Genomic DNA, 19,838 nt, shown 5'->3' on the forward strand with positions numbered 1-19,838 from the left:
GCGCAAAGCCGGGTGCAAAGGAAAAGGGGGCATTCCATGCCCGGGATCGGGATCGGGACTGGGATCGGGACTGGGGCTGGGATCGGGATCGGGAGGCCAATGAACCGTCGAACTGCCGAACCCTCGAACTAACGCGCGGTCGCGGTCACCCGCTCGCTCTCGACCCGCGCGGCCAGCGCACCCTCGTCCAGCCGGTCCAGATTCCGGCACAGCACCACGGAGCCGCCGCTGGCGAGCGGTGCGAACAACCCCGCGCTGAGCCCTTCCCAGGTGTCGTACGACAGCCCGGACAGCAGTCGGGCCCCGGGCCCGGTCAGTCCCAGCCCGCCCGCCTCGGCCCGCGCCCGCTCCACCACTTCCGCGCCCGTGCGCTCCGCCCCGGCGACGATCAGCGCGGGCTCCTCGGGGTCGACCGGCGCGTACGGCGCGAAACGGTCCCCGAACCCGGGCACCTCCACGGCGTAGTCGGTGTACCCCTCGGGCGGGCCGGGGACGAAGCGGCGCCCCAGCGGTGCCAGGGACAGCGCGTACCGCTCACCGCGGCAGGCGAGCCCCGCCTCGAACGCGCCGGGTCCGGCCACCACGTGGTCGGCCGCGGCGGGATTGCCGCCCACATCGGCGACCACTCCCACCGAGGAACAGGCCAGCAGCCACACCGCGGTCTGCCAGTGCGCGGGCAGCAGCAGCGCGACCCGCTCACCGGGTTCGGCGGAGAGTCCGTCCTGGAGCAGATTCGATGTCTTCGCCACCCAATTGGCGAAGGTGGCGACGGACAATTCGACGCGCTCGCCGGTGGCGTCGTCGTAGAAGGTCACGAGCGGCCGGGCCGGGTCCGCGGCGAGCGCGGAACGCAGCAGGTCGGCAGGGGTGCGATCGGTGGCGTTCACCCGGGCAAGCGTACGCGCGTGAACGCCCGGAGGTCCGCCGCCCGGGTCACCGGTTCGGCGCAGCGCGACCCGACGGTCCGTCATATTCCCGATGGACAGATATGTACGACAATGTCCAGGATCAGCTGCATGCGTGGATACCTTGCCTCCGCCATCGGCGTCACCTGTGTGGCCGCCCTCGCCCTACCGCTGACCCTCCCGCAGGCCGCGGAGCCATTCCGCCCGGCCCCCGGCGCGGCGGTGCTCGACGGCTCGCCGGGAGAGAGCGGCGCCTCCGACCGAACAGGAACCGACTCCTCGGACACGACCGACAGCTCGGAAGTGACCGATTCCTCGGACGCGTCCGGGACCGACGCCTCGACCGGGACCGACGCCTCGTCCAGGACCGACACCTCGGACGCGTCCGGCGTCGTGGGCGAGACCGCCTCCGACGGGACCGACGTCTCCGGCAGCACCGAGTCCCTCGCCCTCGCCCCCCTCTCCCGCGACCGCGCCCTCGGCGCCACCCTCCAGGGCCTGGGCCGCGAGGACGTCCAGCGCTTCTCGCTGCTGGGCGTCATCTGGGACGACCCCGACGCGGAACTGAACGGCAGTGTCCAGGTCCGCACCCGCTCCGCCGCGACCGGCGTCTGGTCCGAGTGGCAGGACCTGGAGACCCACAACGCCGAGCACGCCGCCGACCCCGACACCGCCGAACGCTCCTCGGGCCGGGTCCGGGGCGCGACCGCGCCGCTGTGGGTCGGTGATTCGGACGGAGTGGAGGTACGCGTCCAGGCCCAGGCCGACAACGAGACCGAGGCGGCCGAGGGCGCCACCCCGACGCCCAAGAGGTCGCTCCTCCCGGCCGGACTGCGGATCGAACTGATCGACCCCGGCATCACCGACACCCGGGACCCGGCGGACACCGACGACCCGACCGGCACCGGCGGCACGGGAAGTACGGGAAGTACGGGCGGTACGGGCGGAACCGGCGGCACCGGCGGCACCCCCGTCCAGGCCGCGGCGGCCGAACCCCTGGAGTACCCGGCCCTGACCCGCGCCGAGACCGAGCAGGAACTGCTCCGCGAGTCCGGCGGAGTCGTCCAGGCCGGCGCCGCACCGGCACAGCCGTACCTCGGCCCGCGCCCCAAGATCACCACCCGCAAGGGCTGGGGCGCCGACGAGGGCCTGCGCGAGAAGGGCTTCGTCTACACGAACAAGGTCAAGGCCGCCTTCGTGCACCACACCGCGACCGGCAACAACTACACCTGCGCCGAGGCGCCCTCCGTCATCCGCGGTATCTACCGCTACCACGTCAAGAGCATGGGCTGGCGGGACATCGGCTACAACTTCCTCGTAGACAAGTGCGGAACCATCTACGAGGGCCGCGCGGGCGGCGTGGCGAAGGCGGTCCTGGGCGCCCACACCCTCGGCTTCAACAGCGACAGCATGGGGATCGCCGCCATCGGCTCGTACGGCTCGACCAAGCCGTCCAACGTCGCCGTGACCGCCATCGCCCGGCTCGGCGCCTGGAAACTGGGCATCTGGGGCGGCAACCCCAAGGGCACGACGTACCTCACGTCAGGTGGCGGAAATCTCTACAAAAAGGGTAAGAATGTTCGACTGAACGTGATCTCCGGTCACCGGGACGGCTTCTCCACGGAGTGCCCCGGTGCCGCGCTGTACGGCAAGCTCGGCACCGTCCGCACCGAAGCGGCGCGTCTGCAAGGACGCTGACGGGGCGTCGAGCGGCCCCGTCCCGCCCGGAGAGCACGAGGCGGGGGGCACGTTCACAGCCGTCGGGGGGAAGGAACGCTGACACCGTACGGCCGTCGAAGGCGCCGGAAACCACCGGAAACCATCTGCATACACTGACCGGCCGGACGACAGTCCGGCCGGTCCCGGCAGGAAGCAGAGACGACAGGTGACAGAAGCGATCCTCCTGGTCGGCGGCAAAGGCACCCGACTGCGCCCGCTCACCGTGCACACCCCCAAGCCGATGGTCAGGGCGGCGGGCGTGCCGTTCCTCACCCATCAACTGGCGCGGGCGAGGGCGGCGGGCGTCGAGCGCATCGTGCTCGCGACGTCCTATCTGGCAGAGGTCTTCGAGCCGTACTTCGGCGACGGCTCGGCCCTCGGACTGCACATCGAGTACGTCACGGAGGACGAGCCGCTCGGTACCGGCGGTGCCATCCGCAATGTCGCGTCCCGGCTGCACTCGGGCCCCGACGAACCCGTCCTGGTCTTCAACGGGGACATCCTCACCGGGCTGGACATCAGGGCCCTCGTGCACACCCACGAGAGCACCGGCGCGGACATCTCCCTGCACCTCACCAAGGTGACGGACCCCCGCGCCTACGGCCTGGTCCCCACGGACGCGTCGGGCCGGGTGACGGCGTTCCTGGAGAAGCCCGAGACACCCGAGGAGATCGTCACCGACCAGATCAACGCGGGCGCCTACGTCTTCCGCCGCTCGGTCATCGACACCGTGCCGGTGGGCAGACCGGTCTCCGTGGAGCGCGAGACGTTCCCCGAACTGCTCGCGGCGGGCGCCCATCTCCAGGGCATGGTCGACTCCACGTACTGGCTGGACCTGGGCACCCCGGCGGCCTTCGTGCGCGGCTCCGCCGATCTGGTGCTGGGCCGCGCCCCGTCCCCGGCGGTCCCCGGCCGCTGCGGTGACCGCCTGGTCCTGCCCACTGCCCGGGTCGCCCCCGACGCCAAACTCGCGGGCGGCACGGTGGTGGGGGAGGGGGCGTTCGTCGCCGGGGGCGCGACGGTCTTCGGCAGCACGATCCTGCCCGGCGCGGTCATAGAACCCGGCGCGGTCATCACCGACTCCCTCATCGGCACCGGCGCCCGCGTCGGCGAGCGCTCCGTCCTCACCGGCACGGTCATAGGGGACGGCGCGTTCGTCGGCCCCGACAACGAACTGCGGTCCGGGGCGAGGGTGTGGTGCGACGCGCGGATCCCGGCGGGGGCGGTGCGGTTCTCCTCGGACCAGTGAGCGGGTGGTCTTGCCGGGAGCCGGGAGGGGTGTTCAGCGGCCGGTCTGCTGGGAGGGGTGTTCAGCCACCGGTCTGCCGGGAGGGTGCTCAGCAGCCGGTCTGCCAGGAAGGGTGTTCAGCCACCGGCTGCTACAGCCGCCCGATGTCCCCCCGCGGCATCCGCGGGGCCCGCCGTGCCGGGACCTGTCCGCTGAGCAGGATCAGCCGGGCGGCCCGGTGCCGCTGGCCCGCGTACGGCTCCAGCAACTCCAGCATCGCCGCGTCGTCCGCGTGCCGGTCGCCCGCCAGCGCGTAGCCGACGATCCCGGGCAGATGCAGGTCCCCGACCGTCACCGCGTCCGCCGCCCCATGGCTGCGCTGCACGGTCTCCGCCGATGTCCACGGCCCCACCCCGGGCACCCGTTCGAGCCGGGCCTGTGCCTGCCGCGGCGGCATCCCGGCCGCCTCCTCCAGCCGGGCGGCGACCCGCACCGCGCGCAGGATCGTGGACGCCCGCTTGTCGTCCACCCCGGCCTGATGCCACTCCCAGGACGGGATCAGCGCCCAGGTCCGGGCGGCCGGCATCACATACATCCCGCGCGGCATGCCACCGGGCACCCCGGTCGGCCCGGCCGGGCCCGGCGCCGGGTCCCCGAACTTCCGCACCAGCGCCCGCCACGCCCGGTACGCCTCGTCGGTGGTGACCTTCTGCTCCAGGATCGACGGGATCAGCGACTCCATCACCAGCCCGGTCCGCGTCAGCCGCAGCCCCGGCCGCCGATGCCGGGTCAGCGCCAGCAGCCGGTGCCGGGGCGCGAAGGCCGACGGATCGTCCGCCGCCCCGGCCAGTTCGGGCAGCCGCTCCAGCAGCCACTCGGCCCCCGGCCCCCACGCCTCACCCCGTACGGCCCCGTCCACCAGCGACACCCGCAGCGTCCCCGGCCCGCCCGGGGTCCGGCTGACCCGCCACATCGCACCGTCCGGCGCCGCCCGGAACGTAGGATCCACCGGCCCGCGCCGCAGCGGCCCGAGCACCAGCCGAAGCTCCAGCGCCCCCTCCGGCACCCAGGTCCGCACCCGCGCCGCCGCACGGACGGGCCGCGGCAGCACACCGCGCACCGCCGTACCCACGGATCCGGGAGCGAACCGACCTGCCACGACTGAATCCCTCTGTTCGACCTGCTGTCCGAGTCGAACGTCTCTGCGAACGACCTTACGAGCCTATGCGCCGCGCGGCCCGGTCCGGACCGCTCCGTCCGAGCCGCCCCCGAGTGTGTCGCTCACCGCACCTCGATGAACGCCTCCGCGTCCCGCGCCGGCCGATCCTTCGGTGCCTGTGCCGGGTGGCCGACCGCCACCGCGCCCATCGGGTCCCAGTGCGCGGGCAGGTCCAGCACCCGCCGCACCACGTCCCGGCAGAACATGGTGGAGGACACCCACGCCGACCCCAGCCGCTCCCCGGCCAGCGCGACCAGCAGATTCTGTACGCCGGCCCCGGTGGCGACGACGAACATCTCCCGCTCGGCCCCGTCCCGCCGCGGGTCCCCGTAGTGGTGCGAGCCGTCCATGACCAGACACGGCACCACCAGACAGGGCGCGTTGCGCAGCACGTCCCCGCGCCGCACCCGCCGGGCGATGGACTCCTCGCTCTTGCCGTCCCGGCGCAGATCCTCGATCCACGCCTCCCGCATGGCGTCCAGCAGCCGGGTCCGGGACCCGGCCGACTCCAGCAGGACGAACCGCCAGGGCGTGGTGTGATGCGGCGCCGGTGCCGTGACCGCCGCCGCGACCGCCCGGCGCACGGCGTCGGGGTCGACCGGCTCGTCCGTGAAGGCACGGATCGTACGCCGCTGGGTCACCGCCTCGCGGACCGCCTCGGACGTGCCGAGCCGGAACATGTCCTCCTGCGCGTCCCGCAACAGCGCGCGTGCCCCGCCGTCCTCCCCGTCGCCGTCCGTGGGAGCCACCACATGACCGAGGCCGCGCACCACCGCCACCGGCAGCCCCTCCGTCTTGCCCTTGACCAGATCGCCCGCGGCGGCCAGCTCGTCGGCGACGGCGGTGACGGTCGCGCTGAGGGGATTGCCGTGGGTGTCCGTGCCGCCCCGCAGATCGTCCAGGACCCGCACCCCGGCCGCGCCGATCGCGACGTCCGTGAGCCCCATCCGCCAGGGCCGGCCGAAGGTGTCCGTGACGAGCACACCGACCTCCACCCCCAGGGCGTCCCGCAGCCCGTCGCGGATCGCGCGCGCGGAGGCGTCCGGGTCCTCGGGCAGCAACAGCACGGTCCCGGAAGGGGTGTTGGAGGCGTCGACCCCGGCGGCGGCCATCACCAGACCCTGCCGGTTCTCCACGATCCGCAGCGGGCCGCGCCGCGCCACGACCCGTACGGTCTCGGCGTCTATGGCGGCTTCCCGATCGGCGGCCAGGACGCTCCGGCCCTCCGCCTTGGACACGATCTTCGAGGTGACGAGGAGGACGTCCCCGTCGGCGAGGTCCGGCGCGGCGGCGGCGATCAGCTTGCCCAGATCGTCCCCCTCCTGCACCTCCGGCAGCCCGGGCAATGCCCAGACCCGAAAGCCCCCGGAACCGGTGGCCCCGTGACCTCGCGGCTCGGCGCCCCCGCCGTTCCCGCCGCCCCCGCCGTCTTCGCCGTTCCCGGTGCTCATACCCGCACCTCCTCGGCCAGCGTCAGCGCCTCGCCCGCCATCCGCGCGGCGGCCTCCACGTCGGTCATCATCAACGGCACCGCGCGGCAGCGGATGCCCGCGGCCTCGACCCGCTCCACCACCGCGGCGTCCACGGTGTCCACCAGCCAGCCGTCCAGCAGCCCCGAACCGTAGTGCTCGGCGACCGCCGCCGCCGTGGCCTCCACACCCACCGCGGCCAGCACCTTGTCGGCCATCCCGCGCACCGGCGCGTCCCCGACGATGGGGGAGAGCCCGATCACCGGCACTCCGGCCTCGGCGATCGCCTCGCGGATCCCGGGCACGGCGAGGATCGTGCCGACGGAGACCACGGGGTTGGACGGCGGGAAGAGAATGACGTCGGCCTCGCCGATCGCCTCCAGGACACCCGGCGCGGGCTTCGCCTGGTCGGCACCGACCGGTACGACCGCCTCGGCCGGGACGGAGGCCCGCAGCCGTACCCAGTACTCCTGGAAGTGGATGGCCCGGCGCTCACCGTCGACCTCGACGGCGACATGGGTCTCGACCCGGTCGTCGGACATCGGGATCAGCCGGACCCCCGGCTGCCACCGGTCGCACAGCGCCTCGGTGACCGCGCTCAGCGGATAGCCCGCGCCGAGCATCTGCGTCCGCACGATGTGCGTCGCGAAGTCACGGTCGCCGAGCCCGAACCACTCGGGCCCCGCGCCGTACGCCCCGAGTTCCTCCTTCAGATGGAAGGTCTCCTCGGCCCGTCCCCAGCCCTGCTCCTCGTTGATGCCGCCGCCGAGCGTGTACATCACCGTGTCGAGGTCCGGACAGACCTTCAGCCCGAAGAGATGGATGTCGTCGCCGGTGTTGCCGATGACGGTGATGTCGGCGTCCGGCACGGCCCGCTTCAGACCGCGCAGGAACCGGGCACCGCCGATGCCGCCTGCCAGAACCACAATGCGCATGAGGCCAAGTCTCGCAGGCCCCACTGACAGCGCGTCCGGTCGCCGGTGGGTCAGTGCACCTGGGCGGCGGGAGTGCAGGCGCGGGTGTGCATCGGCATCTCGGTCAGACCCGGGTAGTAGATGTGCAGGCTCACCGCCGGTTCGAGGGCGTCGTTGACCACCTCGTGCACATACCCCGGCGCGAACACCCGCTGCGCCCCCGCCCGCAGCGCGCGCGTGCCGTGCTCGGTGCGCTCGGTCAGCGTGCCGGTCAGCAGGGTCAGCACCCCGGAGGACGGCCCGTGGTCGTGCGGCCCGCTGCCCTGCCCCGGCACCCAGGACAGCAGCCACACCTCGTAGCCCGGCCCGGTGCGCAGCCGGTGGTACCAGCGGCTGGTGGCGTCGTAGCGCACGAGGTGCTCCCACCCGGCGCGGTCCGCGGCGATCGCGCGCGCGAGCCCGGCGAACTCGGCCACGGTGGCCGGGTGCTCGCGCGGGGGCTGGAGCAGGTGGGGGACCTCAAGGATGTCGCCGGCGATCTGGAGGTCGCTGTCGCTGTTCATGGGGTGGGGTGGTTCCTCGGCATGAGTGCGGGGGCGCCCGCGCACGGACGGGTGGGGAAGGGTGGTGCGGAGTCGCGTCAGGAGCAGCCGGAGCGCGTGAGGCTCAACAGCTGGAACAGCGACAGGACCAACAAGGCTGACAAGGCCGACAACAGCCACGGCGAGCGAGGGCAGCACCGGGGGACCCGGCGGAGCGGGTCGAGGTGGGCGCCAAGTTCGCGAGCATGCCCACTAGGACAGCGGTTCACACCTCCACTGTCAACTCGCCGCCCGCATTGCGGGACGGGGTTCACCACTTCCGGTCCATCTGGCTGGTGAAAGGTTTGTCCATGCCTTGACCGGGACACACGCTGCACATCCGGAGCGCGCAAGCCGTCCGGCGAACCTGTGATCCGAATGTGATCAGCTTCGCATCGGCGCACGGTCCGGAACGGGGTCGAACACCGGGACGTCTTTCTCCGTACAGACCCACAGAGACCGCATGTCAGGTCCCGTGGGGAGCCGGAGCCCCTCCGGGGCCCCGTCTGCGTGTCAAGGTTTATGGCGATTTGAACACTTTCCGCGCGTCCTTGGTTCCGCAGAGTGAATAAGGGGCTCAATAGCAGATCCCGGCTTGACTCGCCCGGAGCAGCACACTTGTAATTTCACTCGTGTCGTTCGCCGGAACGGTAACGGCCAGATCACGGGGACGCGAAAGACAGACGAGGGGCGCACATGACCGAGCTGGTGCAGCAACTGCTGGTCGACGACGCGGACGAGGAGCTCGGCTGGCAGGAGCGGGCGCTGTGCGCCCAGACCGACCCCGAGTCCTTCTTCCCCGAGAAGGGCGGCTCCACCCGGGAGGCCAAGAAGGTCTGCCTGGCCTGTGAGGTCCGCTCCGAGTGCCTCGAATACGCCCTCGCCAACGACGAGCGCTTCGGCATCTGGGGCGGTCTGTCCGAACGGGAACGCCGAAGGCTGAAGAAGGCAGCGGTCTGAACGAGCCGCCCCACGGGCCGGGGCCCCACGTGCCGGGCCTCACGGGCCGGGGCCTCACGTGCCGGGCAAGAACGCCCCCGCCCGCCACAGACCGAGCAGGACCTCCCCGCGGCCGACCGCACCCCACGGACTCAGGTGCCGTCCGTCGTCCGTCCCGGCCGCCCAACCGATCGAACGCCGTACGAACGGCCCGTCGCCGGTGAGTTGTCCACAGGCGGCGGGCCGTCGTCATGGTCAGCCGATAGTGTGGGCGCTCGTCCGAGACACCCCGCAGCCCCCACCGGGCCCGGGTGTCCACCGCAGTCCAGCGAACCGGGGCCCGTACCTCGATGTCCGTGCACAGCCATCCGGCGCCCACTCACGACCCGGCCGCCGCACCAGAGTTCCCGCGTCACGTGGTGACCGCGGTGCTCGTCTCCCACGACGGCGCCCGCTGGCTGCCCGAGGCGCTCGCCGGGCTGCTCGACCAGGAGCGCCCCGTGCAGTCCGTCATGGCCGCCGACACCGGCAGCGCCGACGACTCCGCGCGACTGGTCACCGAGGCGCTCGGCCCCGACCGCGTGCTCCACCTCGCCCGCCGCACCGGCTTCGGCCAGGCCGTCGAGGAGGCCCACCGCACCGCCCCGCACCTCACCCCCGAGGAACTGCCCTACCTCAAGCGCCCCAGCGGCTGGGACCCGGTCACCCGCACCTGGCGCGACGACGCCTACGACCTGCCCGAACTGCCCCACGGCGAACCCGTCGAGTGGCTCTGGCTGCTGCACGACGACAGCGCCCCCGAACCCGACGCCCTCGCCCAGCTGCTGCGCGTCGTGGACAACGAGAGCGAACTGGGCCGCGACGACGTGGCGATCGTCGGCCCCAAACTGCGCGGCTGGTACGACCGCCGCCAACTCCTCGAAGTCGGCGTCACCATCGCCCACTCCGGCCGCCGCTGGACCGGCCTCGACCGCCGCGAACAGGACCAGGGCCAGCACGACCACGTCCGCTCCGTGCTGTCCGTCTCCACCGCCGGCATGCTCGTCCGCCGCGACGTCTACGAACAGCTCGGCGGCTTCGACCGCCGTCTGCCCCTCATGCGCGACGACGTCGACCTGTGCTGGCGCGCGCACACCGCGGGCCACCGCGTCCTCGTCGCCCCCGAGGCCGTCGTCCGGCACGCCGAGGCCGCCTCCCGCGAACGCCGCGCCGTCGACTGCGTCGGCCGCACCGCCGCCTCCCCCCACAAGGTCGACAAGGCCGGCGCCGTCTACACCCTCCTCGTCAACAGCCGTACGGCCCTGCTGCCCTGGATCCTGCTGCGCGTCGTCCTCGGCACCGCGCTGCGCACCGTCGCCTACCTCGTCGGCAAGGTCCCGGGACAGGCCGTCGACGAGATCCGCGGACTGCTCGGCACCCTCCTGCGCCCCGAGCGGATCATCGCCGGCCGGCGCGCACGCGGACGCCCCCAGATCGACAAGGGCGAACTGCGCGCCCTCTTCCCGCCCCCCGGCGCCACCGTCCGCGCCACCGTCGAGCAGGCCGCGGGCAGCCTCGGCGGCGGCTCCGACGCCGAGACCACCGCGGGCGCGGGCCGCCACGGCGGCGCGGTCGAGTCAGGACCCGGCGGCGACGACGCCGACTTCCTGGAGATCGACCAGTTCGCCCGGCTCAAGCGGATCGCCCGCAACCCGGGCCCCATGCTCTTCCTCGCCCTGCTGCTCGCCTCCCTCGTCGCCTGCCGCGCCCTCCTCGGCGGCGGCGCGCTCGCGGGCGGCGCCCTGCTGCCCGCCCCGGCCGGCTCCGGCGAACTGTGGTCCCGCTACCTCGACGCCTGGCACACCGTCGGCGCGGGCGGCATCTCCGCCGCCCCGCCCTACCTCGCCGTCCTCGCGTCCCTCGCCACCCTCCTCTTCGGCTCCACCGCACTCGCCGTCACCGTGCTGCTGGTCTGCTCGGTGCCGCTGGCCGGAGTCACCGCCTACTTCGCCTCCCGCCCCCTGGTCCAGTCCCGGCTCCTGCGCGCGTGGGCCGCGATCGCCTACGCGTTCCTGCCCGCCGTCACCGGCGCCCTCGCCGGCGGCCGGATCGGCACCGCCGTCCTCGCCGTGCTGCTGCCCCTCCTCGCGCGCGCGGCCGTAGCCGCCGCCGGACTCGCGGGCACCCGCGGCAGCTGGCGGGCCACCTGGGCCTACGCCCTGCTGCTCACCGCCACCACCGCGTTCACGCCGATCGTCTGGCCCCTCGCCCTCGTCCTCGGCGTCGCCCTGCTCGCCGTACGCCGCACCGAACTCACCACCTACGGCCCCCGCTTCCTCGCCCAGCTCGGCACCCCCCTGCTGGTCCTCGCCCCCTGGTCGCTGACCCTGCTGCCGTTCGGCTTCTTCAAGGAAGCCGGCCTGGAGCACGGCGCCTCCGCCGCCTCCGCGCTCGACCTGCTCGCCGCCGGACCCGGCGGCTCCGGCACGGTCGGCGGGCCCATGCTCATCGGCATCGTCCTGGCCGCGCTCGCCGCCCTGCTGCGCGCCGAGCGCCGGGTCGGCATCCTCGCCGCCTGGACCGTCGCCCTGGTCGCCCTGGCCTTCGCCGCCCTGTCCAACGCCTCCGCCTGGGCCGGACCCGCCACCCTCGTCTACGGCCTCGCCCTCCTCGCCGCCGCCCTCCTCGGCGCCGACGGGGCCCGCGCGCGCGTCGCCGAGCAGAGCTTCGGCTGGCGCCAGCCCCTCGCCGCCCTCATCGCCTTCGCCTCCGCCGCCGGACCGCTGCTGCTCGCCGCCGGCTGGATGATCCGCGGCGCCGACGGCCCCCTGGAGCGCCGCGACCCCGTGCAGGTGCCCGCGTTCGTCGCCGAGGAGAGCGGCAGCGCCGACCAGGCCCGCACCCTCGTCCTCGACAGCGACTCCACCGCGCACGTCGGCTACACCCTGGTGCGCGGCTCCGGCGCCCGCCTCGGCGACGCCGAACTCGCCGCCGCCGACGGTGACAACGCCCGGCTCGACAAGGTCGTCGCCAACCTCGTCGCCGGCTCCGGCGCCGACCAGGCCGACCAGCTCGGCTCCTTCGCCGTCCGCTACGTCCTCGTCCGCCAGGGCGCCCCCCGCGAGGTCAGCCGCGTCCTCGACGCCACCCCCGGCCTCAGCCGGCTCAGCCAGCAGGACGACGGCAGCGCGCTCTGGCAGGTCGACCGGCAGGTCTCCCGCGCCGCGATCGTCCCGGCCGACGGCGGCGAACCGCTGCCGGTCCCCGCCGGACCCGTCGAGATCCACACCGACCTCCCCGCCGGCCCCGACGGACGGGTCCTGCGCCTCGCCGACACCGCCGCCGACGGCTGGACCGCCACCCTGGACGGCACGCCCCTCACCCGCACCACCCTCGACGGCTGGGCCCAGGGCTTCGAACTCCCCGCCTCCGGCGGCCGACTCGACCTCACCTACGACGCCCCCCTCACCCACACCGCCTGGCTGTGGACACAGGGCGCGCTGGCCCTCGTCCTCGTCGTGCTCGCCCTGCCCGGCCGCCGCCGCGACATCGACGACGACCTCCCCGAGGAGCCCGTCCTGCCCGCGCAGGCCACCGCCGGTGAGGGCCGCCGCGCCCGCCGCCTGCGCGCCCAGACCGAGGAGCCGCCCCCGGCCGAGGAGCACCAGCTTCAGGAAGCCGCCCCGGCCGCACCCCCCGTCCCGCAGCAACACCCCCACCAGCCCGACCGCCAGCCCCAGTGGGACACGGCGGGCCACGCGGGCACCGAGTACGGCACCTACGGCGGCGACCAGTACCAACAGACCGGCGGCCAGTACCCGACGCCGGACGCCTACGGCCAGAGCGCCTACCCCACCGACCCGTACCAGGTCGGCCAGCCAGGCCACCCAGGCCACCCAGGCCAGGCGGGCCAGGCGGGCCAAGCAGGCCAGTACGACCCGTACGCGTACGGCACCCCGCCCCAGCAGCAGCAGCCGTACGACCCGGCCCAGCAGCAGCCGTACGACCCGACGGCCCAGCAGCAGCCGTACGACCCGACCTACACCCAGGGCTACGACGCCCCGTACGACCCCGCGCCGCCGCACGACCCGCACCACCCACACGACCCGCACCACCCACAGGGCACGCACGACCCACAGGGCCCGCACGAGCCGTACGACCCGCACGATCCGCAGGGCCCGCGCCGCGGGCGCCCCGACGGGAGCCAGCAGTGAAGCGCACCACCCTGTCCCTGATCGCCGCCGTCACCGCGCTCGCCGCCGTCACCGGCTTCGCCGCCGTGTCCGCCCCGGACGCCCCCGGCGACACCCCGGCCCGCGCCGCGGCCACCCTGCCGGTCGAGCGCACCAGCCTGGTGTGCCCCGCGCCCAGCAGCTCGGACCTCGCCGAGACGACGTACACCGCGTTCACCCCGGCCACCGAGGGCACCGGCGACAAGGGCACGGCCCAACTCCTGCCCGCCACCGGCGACTCGGCCGACAAGCCCGCCAAGTCCGTGCTGACCCCGAAGGAGCCCGCCGCCCCCGTCGGCACCGACCGGTCCGGCGCCGACGCGCCCCCGCTGGCCGGGACCGCCGAGGGCCGGCTCGCCCCCGGCTGGGCCGTCCAGCAGACCACCGAGGTCGCCGCCGGTGTCGGCCGCGGCCTCCAGGGCCTCGGATGCGTCGCCCCCGACACCGACTTCTGGTTCCCCGGCGCCGCCACCGACGCCGACCGCACCGACTACGTCCATCTGGTCAACCCCGACGACTCCGCCGCCGTCGTGGACATCGAGCTGTACGGCAAGGACGGCGCGCTGGAGTCGGAGGTCGGCTCCGACATCACGGTCAAGGCGCTCACCAGCGAACCCGTCCTGCTGTCCACCCTCACCGACGAGGAACTCACCGACCTCACCGTGCACGTCAACGTCCGCAGCGGCCGGGTCGGCGCCGCCGTGCAGGCGCTGGACGAGAAGCGGGGCGGCGACTGGCTGACCGCCTCCGCCGACCCGGCGGACAGCCTGGTCATGCCCGGCATCCCCGAGGACGCGACGGCTGTCCGCCTGATCGCCTACTCGACCGGCGGCTCCGACGCCGACCTGAAGCTGCGCCTCGCCTCGCCGTCCGGCTCGATCACCCCCGTCGGCAATGAGACGGTGCACGTCAAGGCGGGTATGACCACCGCCGTCGACCTGGGGGACATCACCAAGGGCGAACCCGGCTCCCTGGTCCTGACCCCGAGCGGCACCGCCGTGCCCGTCGTGGCCGCGCTCCAGGTCGTCCGCGGCAAGGGCGACGACCAGGAGACGGCGTACATCCCGGCCGCCCGCTCCGTGGACACCCGTGCCACGGCCATCGGCAACACCGAGAAGGGCACCGGCCTCGCCCTGACCGCCCCCTCGGCCACCACCGAGGTCAAGGTCACCGCCTCGGCAGGAACCGAGGGCGGGGAGGCCGCGTCCGAGACCTTCACGATCAAGTCCGGTACGACGCAGAAGATCGAACTGCCCGTCCCGTCCGGTCTGAAGGGCACCTACGCGCTGACCGTCGAGCCCACCGGGGACGGCGGCCCGCTCTACGCCTCCAGAACCCTCACGACCGACATGGACGGAGTCCCGGCGTTCACGGTCCAGACCCTCCCCGACGACCGAGGGAGAGTCTCCGTACCGGAGGCGGAACAGGACCTGTCGGTCCTCCAGGACCGGGTGCTCCACGACTAGGCGCTCCAGGACCGGGTGCGCCACGGCCAGGCGCTCCACGACCGGGTGCGCCACGGCTGGGCGCCACGGTCCCGGAGCGGTCCCGGACCGGTCCCGGAGCGGCCTCGGACCCGCCCCGGTCGGTTTCCGTCAGTCCTCCCCGTACCGGGGATCCACGGTCTCCGGAGTCAGCCCGAGCAGTTCGGCCACCTGCTCCACCACCACCTCGTGGACCAGCGCGGCCCGCTCCTCGCGCGCCTTGGTGCGGATCTCCACGGGCCGCCGGTAGATCACGACCCGGGCGGGCTGCCCGTCGTGGGACGCGATCGTGCCGCCCAGCGGCACCGTCTCGTCGTTCCACCGGGCGTCCCCGTCCAGCCGCGGCACGTCCAGCACCAGGAAGTCGATCTCGGAGAGCTGGGGCCAGCGCCGCTCCAGACGTTCCACGGAGTCCTGCACCAGGTCCGCGAAGGCATCGGCCCGGCTCGCCGCGAGCGGAACCTGGGGCGGCGCGATCGGGCCGCGCATGCCCCGTCCGTGACGATCACGACGGCGGGGCCCGGGGCCGACGGCGGGGGGCGGTACGGGGGTGTCCATCACTGGTGAAGGGTAGTCCCCGCGGGCCCCGCCCGCCCGGTACCCGCGCGGCACGGACCCCGCGATCCGGCCCCGCGCACACCCCCCGTCCGGTCAACCGCTCCGGCCGACGCGTACGGCATGTCGCCACATGACCATTCCAGCCAAGGTTGGGCTCGATTCCGTATCTCTCCCAGACCGTCGATCACGAGGCAAATGACGGTGTTTGTACCGACCGCTGACCGGGCGGACCGCCCACAACCCCCACCCCGGTGCATGTCCACGCAGGTCAACGGGGTATGACTGAAGGGGTCTGTGGGACGTTTCACAACACGACACGGTGGAGTGACCTGGTGGAGAGTCGTCGCGGCCCGTTCAAGAGTGCGGTACCGTCCAACGTCGTGAGCCCTGTACGTCGCTGTTCGCGCACCGCTTGCGGCCGTCCTGCCGTAGCGACGCTGACGTACGTCTACGCCGACTCGACCGCGGTCCTCGGCCCGCTCGCCACCTACGCGGAACCCCACTGCTACGACCTGTGCGCCGAGCACTCCGAGCGCCTCACCGCGCCGCGCGGTTGGGAGGTCGTCCGGCTGCTCGACGGCTCCGCCCCGGCCCGCCCCAGCGGCGACGACCTGGAGGCGCTGGCCAACGCCGTGCGTGAGGCGGCCCGTCCGCAGGAGCGCGCCGCACGGGCGGGCGGCAGTCGCGGGGCCGACCCGATGGAGGTCGCACGGCGCGGCCATCTCCGGGTCCTGCGCTCCCCCGACAACTGAGCCTCCCACGCCCCCACTTGAGCCCCCCTTCCCCTCCCCCCTCCTCCCTCTCCTCCCTCCCCTCCTTTCTCTCCTCCCTCTCCTCTCACCTCCTTCACTCCATCCGCCGACGCACGCCCATTGACGGGGAGTTGGCGCGGACACGACCATTCCGTAGACCGGAAACGAGAAGTCGCTTTCCGTATCTCGGAATGCGGTGGTGTGCGGAACGCGGAACCGGGAGGCGCATGTGTACGTCCAGGACCTGGAACCCGTCGCCGACTCGCTCGGCCTGTCCGCGCTGGTCGCGGCCCTGCCCCTGCTGATCGTCCTCGTCCTGCTCGGCGGCGTCCGCATGAAGGCCCATCTCGCGGGCCTGACCGGCCTGCTGGCCGCCGTACTGGTCGCCTGTCTCGCCTACGGCATGCCGCTCGACCAGACCCTCTCCGGCGCCGCCCAAGGCGCCGTCTTCGGGCTCTTCCCCATCCTGTGGATCGTCGTCAACGCCCTGTGGGTGTACCGGATGACCGTCCGCACCCGGCACTTCGACATCCTGCGCCGCTCCTTCGGGCGGCTCTCCGACGACCCCCGCATCCAGGCCCTCGTGATCGCCTTCTGCTTCGGCGCGTTGCTGGAGGCGCTCGCCGGGTTCGGGGCGCCGGTCGCGATCAGCGCGGTGATGCTCGTCGCGCTCGGCTTCGACCCGGTACGGGCCGCCGTCGTCGCCCTCGTCGCCAACACCGCGCCGGTCGCGTTCGGCGCCATGGGCACCCCCGTCGTGACCCTCGCGCAGGTCACCGGACTGCCGTTGGAGGACGTGGCGTCCGTGGTGGGCCGTCAGACGCCGCTGCTCGCCGTCGTCGTACCGCTGGTGCTGATCTGGCTGGTGGACGGCCGCCGCGGGCTGCGCGAGACCTGGATCCCGGCGCTGGCGTGCGGAACCGCCTTCGCCGTCGCCCAGTTCGCCGCCGCGAACTACGTCTCCGCCCAACTCGCCGACATCGGCGCCGCCCTGGCCGGCGCGGGCGCCCTGGTCGCCGTACCGCAGGCCCGCCGCCCGGCCGCCGAACCGGTGCGCGCCGCGGTGCTGACGGGCGCGCGCAGCGAGGAGTTGGACGAGAACGACCCGCGCGGCGAGGTCGTCCGCGCCTACACGCCCTACGCGCTCATCGTCGCGATCTTCTCCGTGGCGCAGATCCCCGTGGTCAAGGACTGGCTGGCCCGCGCGACCCAGTCGTACGACTGGCCGTTCCTGGACGTCGTCGGGCCCGAGGGCGAACCGGTCGGCGCCAACGTGTTCAACTGGCCGATCGTGTCGACCGGCGGCACGCTCGTGCTGCTCGCGGGCGTACTGACGGCGGGCGTGATCGGCGTCGGCGCGCGCGTGGCGGTGCGCGAATGGCTGGCGACCGTCCACGAGTTGCGGTTCGCGATCCTGACGGTCACCTCCGTGCTCGCCCTCGCCTACGTCATGAACCTCTCCGGACAGGCCGCGACCATCGGCCACTTCGTGGCGGCGGCCGGGGCCGGGCTCGCGTTCCTCTCACCGGTGCTGGGCTGGTTCGGGGTGGCGGTCACCGGGTCGGACACCTCGGCCAACGCGCTCTTCGGCGCGCTCCAGGTCACCGCCGCCCGGGAGTCGGGTCTGTCGCCGGAGCTGCTCGCCGCCGCCAACAGCTCCGGCGGGGTCCTCGGCAAGATGATCTCCCCGCAGAACCTCACCATCGCCTGCGCCGCCGTCGGGCTCGCCGGCCGCGAGGGCGACCTTCTGCGCAAGGTGCTGCCGTGGAGTCTCGGACTGCTCCTGGTGATGTGCCTGATCGTGGTCGGGCAGAGCACCGTGGCCCTGGGCTGGATGCTGCCGTGAGATCCTGGGCCCGCCGTGCCGCCCGGGCCCGGAGTCCCTACGGCGACCTGCTGTGACGCTCGTGCCGACAGTGGCCGGAGTCCCCACAGCGCGCTGCCGGTGCGGGCAGGTAGCTTTGGGTGACCGATAGGACTTCCAGGAGGGTTGGCCGTGGCTGCTGATCTGTCGCAGATCGTGAAGGCGTACGACGTACGCGGTGTGGTCCCGGACCAGTGGGACGAGGCACTGGCCGAACTGTTCGGCGCCGCTTTCGTCCAGGTGACGGGCGCGGAAGCGATCGTGATCGGGCATGACATGCGGCCCTCGTCGCCGGGGCTGTCGGGCGCCTTCGCGCGCGGGGCGGCGGCGCTCGGTGTCGATGTCACCGAGATCGGACTGTGCTCCACGGATCAGCTGTACTACGCCTCCGGCGCGCTGAACCTGCCGGGCGCCATGTTCACGGCGTCCCACAACCCCGCGAAGTACAACGGAATCAAGATGTGCCGCGCGGGCGCCGCCCCGGTCGGCCAGGACACCGGTCTCGCCGAGATCCGGGAACTGGCGGAGCGGTGGAGCGAGTCGGGCGCCCCCGAGCCCGCCGCCACGCCGGGAACGATCACACAGCGTGACACGTTGGAGGACTACGCGGCCCACCTGCGCTCCCTCGTCGACCTGACCGCCATCCGCCCCCTCAAGGTCGTCGTGGACGCGGGCAACGGCATGGGCGGGCACACCGTCCCGACGGTCTTCGCCGGCCTGCCCCTCGACCTGGTGCCGATGTACTTCGAGCTGGACGGCACCTTCCCCAACCACGAGGCCAACCCCCTGGACCCGGCGAACATCGTCGACCTCCAGGCACGGGTGCGCGCCGAGGGCGCCGACCTGGGCATCGCCTTCGACGGCGACGCGGACCGCTGCTTCGTCGTGGACGAGAACGGCGACCCTGTCTCCCCGTCCGCCGTCACCGCGCTGGTCGCGGCGCGCGAGCTGGCACGGTACGGCGGCAAGGGCACCGTCATCCACAACCTGATCACGTCCTGGACGGTCCCCGAGGTCGTGAAGGAGAACGGCGGCACCCCCGTGCGCACGCGCGTGGGCCACTCCTTCATCAAGGCCGAGATGGCGAAGTCCGGCGCGATCTTCGGCGGCGAGCACTCCGCGCACTACTACTTCAAGGACTTCTGGAACGCCGACACCGGCATGCTGGCCGCGCTCCACGTCCTCGCCGCCCTCGGCGGCCAGGCCGGCCCGCTGTCCGCCCTGGTCGCCCAGTACGACCGCTACGCGGGCTCCGGCGAGATCAACTCCACCGTCGACGACCAGCAGGGCCGCCTCGCGGCGATCCGCGCCGCGTACGAGGGCCGCGAGGGCGTCACCGTCGACGAACTCGACGGCCTCACGGTCACCACCGCCGACTGGTGGTTCAACGTCCGCCCCTCCAACACGGAACCCCTGCTCCGACTGAACGCCGAGGCACGCGACGAGGCCACGATGACAAAGATCCGCGACGAGGCCCTGCACATCATCCGAGGCTGACCAGCCTCCCCGGGCGGCGCCAACGCAGCCGAGCCGGCCCGAGGCATCCCGGGACAGACCGCCCGGCCCCGCTGTCACCGACCGCGGCCGGGCGCGGCTGGTGGTGCCTGTCATTCGGGACAGCCCGGCGGTAGGAAGCGGTGTTGCTCGGCCGGGCCGAGCGGGGTCGGGTGCGGATGGCTGCAAGGCGGAGAAGGGCGCCGCCGACGCGGAGCCCCGCTCCGCAGGGGCAGTGGGGGAGGGCGTACCGAACCCGCGACGCCGGGCTGATCCAACCGACAGGCCCAAGGGTGCGCAACCGCCGCAAAGCCGCAGCTCCACCTGACGCCCCGCCCGACCAACGCGCTACAGCTACCAACCAGACGGCCCCTGGCGTCACCGCTGAGCCTCCCGCCCCCGGCGCCCCTGGCGTCACCGCTGAGCCTCCCGCCCCCGGCGCCCCTGGCGTCACCGCTGAGCCTCCCGCCCCCGGCGCCCCTGGCGTCACCGCTGAGCCAC

14 protein-coding genes are annotated in these 19,838 nt (G+C 73.4%); 8 read left to right on the forward strand and 6 right to left on the reverse strand.

Features of this window, described 5'->3' with window-relative positions; all coding sequences use genetic code 11:
- Window positions 1-128: 128 nt before the first annotated feature.
- Window positions 129-887, reverse strand: coding sequence for a TIGR03089 family protein (locus tag ACIQNG_RS16880; protein WP_401485652.1), 759 nt, complete (start codon window positions 885-887; stop codon window positions 129-131).
- 129 nt (window positions 888-1,016) lie between these two features.
- On the opposite strand from ACIQNG_RS16880, the gene ACIQNG_RS16885 reads away from it, so the two are divergent.
- Together ACIQNG_RS16885 and ACIQNG_RS16890 are read left to right on the forward strand one after the other, a co-directional pair.
- The gene (locus ACIQNG_RS16885; protein ID WP_401485654.1) at window positions 1,017-2,603 is read left to right on the forward strand and encodes a peptidoglycan recognition protein; all 1,587 of its coding nucleotides are present in this window, start codon (window positions 1,017-1,019) and stop codon (window positions 2,601-2,603) included.
- A 187-nt stretch (window positions 2,604-2,790) separates the two neighbouring features.
- A complete protein-coding gene (locus ACIQNG_RS16890) occupies window positions 2,791-3,873 on the forward strand; it encodes a sugar phosphate nucleotidyltransferase (protein WP_401439891.1) in 1,083 nt (360 codons plus the stop codon).
- A gap of 130 nt (window positions 3,874-4,003) precedes the next feature.
- Here ACIQNG_RS16890 and ACIQNG_RS16895 read toward each other — a convergent pair whose 3' ends face one another.
- From ACIQNG_RS16895 to ACIQNG_RS16910, 4 genes are all read right to left on the reverse strand, one after another.
- Window positions 4,004-5,011, reverse strand: a complete 1,008-nt coding sequence (locus ACIQNG_RS16895) for a DNA-3-methyladenine glycosylase family protein (RefSeq protein WP_401485656.1) — start codon at window positions 5,009-5,011, stop codon at window positions 4,004-4,006.
- Between the two features lie 122 nt (window positions 5,012-5,133).
- Window positions 5,134-6,522 carry a coenzyme F420-0:L-glutamate ligase gene (locus ACIQNG_RS16900; RefSeq protein ID WP_401485658.1) on the reverse strand — a complete coding sequence of 463 codons (1,389 nt, stop codon included), beginning with the start codon at window positions 6,520-6,522 and terminating at the stop codon, window positions 5,134-5,136.
- On the reverse strand, window positions 6,519-7,475 hold the full coding sequence (gene cofD / locus ACIQNG_RS16905) for a 2-phospho-L-lactate transferase (protein WP_401485660.1): 957 nt from the start codon (window positions 7,473-7,475) through the stop codon (window positions 6,519-6,521). The genes ACIQNG_RS16900 and cofD overlap by 4 nt, the downstream gene beginning before the upstream one ends.
- A 50-nt stretch (window positions 7,476-7,525) precedes the next feature.
- The gene (locus ACIQNG_RS16910; RefSeq protein WP_401485661.1) at window positions 7,526-8,017 is read right to left on the reverse strand and encodes a cysteine dioxygenase; all 492 of its coding nucleotides are present in this window, start codon (window positions 8,015-8,017) and stop codon (window positions 7,526-7,528) included.
- 714 nt (window positions 8,018-8,731) lie between these two features.
- On the opposite strand from ACIQNG_RS16910, the gene ACIQNG_RS16915 reads away from it, so the two are divergent.
- From ACIQNG_RS16915 to ACIQNG_RS16925, 3 genes are all read left to right on the forward strand, one after another.
- Entirely contained in the window at window positions 8,732-8,995 is a 264-nt protein-coding gene (locus tag ACIQNG_RS16915; RefSeq protein WP_003975777.1) for a WhiB family transcriptional regulator, read from the forward strand.
- A 329-nt stretch (window positions 8,996-9,324) separates the two neighbouring features.
- On the forward strand, window positions 9,325-13,167 hold the full coding sequence (locus ACIQNG_RS16920; RefSeq protein ID WP_401485663.1) for a glycosyltransferase: 3,843 nt from the start codon (window positions 9,325-9,327) through the stop codon (window positions 13,165-13,167).
- Window positions 13,164-14,651 (forward strand): DUF5719 family protein, encoded by a 1,488-nt coding sequence (locus ACIQNG_RS16925; RefSeq protein WP_401485665.1) that lies wholly within the window; start codon window positions 13,164-13,166, stop codon window positions 14,649-14,651. The genes ACIQNG_RS16920 and ACIQNG_RS16925 overlap by 4 nt, the downstream gene beginning before the upstream one ends.
- A 129-nt stretch (window positions 14,652-14,780) precedes the next feature.
- Here the strand turns inward: ACIQNG_RS16925 and ACIQNG_RS16930 are convergent, their stop codons facing one another.
- A complete protein-coding gene (locus ACIQNG_RS16930; RefSeq protein ID WP_401439943.1) occupies window positions 14,781-15,227 on the reverse strand; it encodes a metallopeptidase family protein in 447 nt (148 codons plus the stop codon).
- A gap of 332 nt (window positions 15,228-15,559) precedes the next feature.
- Between ACIQNG_RS16930 and ACIQNG_RS16935 the strand changes: the two genes are divergently transcribed.
- From ACIQNG_RS16935 to ACIQNG_RS16945, 3 genes are all read left to right on the forward strand, one after another.
- Entirely contained in the window at window positions 15,560-15,979 is a 420-nt protein-coding gene (locus ACIQNG_RS16935; RefSeq protein ID WP_401439904.1) for a DUF3499 domain-containing protein, read from the forward strand.
- A gap of 229 nt (window positions 15,980-16,208) precedes the next feature.
- A complete protein-coding gene (locus tag ACIQNG_RS16940) occupies window positions 16,209-17,825 on the forward strand; it encodes an L-lactate permease (RefSeq protein WP_401485667.1) in 1,617 nt (538 codons plus the stop codon).
- A gap of 150 nt (window positions 17,826-17,975) precedes the next feature.
- On the forward strand, window positions 17,976-19,340 hold the full coding sequence (locus tag ACIQNG_RS16945) for a phosphomannomutase/phosphoglucomutase (protein WP_401485669.1): 1,365 nt from the start codon (window positions 17,976-17,978) through the stop codon (window positions 19,338-19,340).
- Window positions 19,341-19,838: the final 498 nt, after the last annotated feature.

It is taken from the genome of Streptomyces sp. NPDC091377 (genome assembly GCF_044757045.1).
In the GTDB taxonomy this organism is placed as follows: domain Bacteria; phylum Actinomycetota; class Actinomycetes; order Streptomycetales; family Streptomycetaceae; genus Streptomyces.

What these genes read in the sequence shown, in the direction of transcription:
- ACIQNG_RS16885 (WP_401485654.1), top strand. Translation starts at nt 1,017, where the DNA reads ATGCGTGGATACCTTGCCTCCGCCATCGGCGTCACCTGTGTGGCCGCC.
- ACIQNG_RS16930 (WP_401439943.1), bottom strand. Translation starts at nt 15,227, where the DNA reads ATGGACACCCCCGTACCGCCCCCCGCCGTCGGCCCCGGGCCCCGCCGT.
- ACIQNG_RS16915 (WP_003975777.1), top strand. Translation starts at nt 8,732, where the DNA reads ATGACCGAGCTGGTGCAGCAACTGCTGGTCGACGACGCGGACGAGGAG.
- cofD (WP_401485660.1), bottom strand. Translation starts at nt 7,475, where the DNA reads ATGCGCATTGTGGTTCTGGCAGGCGGCATCGGCGGTGCCCGGTTCCTG.
- ACIQNG_RS16900 (WP_401485658.1), bottom strand. Translation starts at nt 6,522, where the DNA reads ATGAGCACCGGGAACGGCGAAGACGGCGGGGGCGGCGGGAACGGCGGG.
- ACIQNG_RS16920 (WP_401485663.1), top strand. Translation starts at nt 9,325, where the DNA reads ATGTCCGTGCACAGCCATCCGGCGCCCACTCACGACCCGGCCGCCGCA.
- ACIQNG_RS16910 (WP_401485661.1), bottom strand. Translation starts at nt 8,017, where the DNA reads ATGAACAGCGACAGCGACCTCCAGATCGCCGGCGACATCCTTGAGGTC.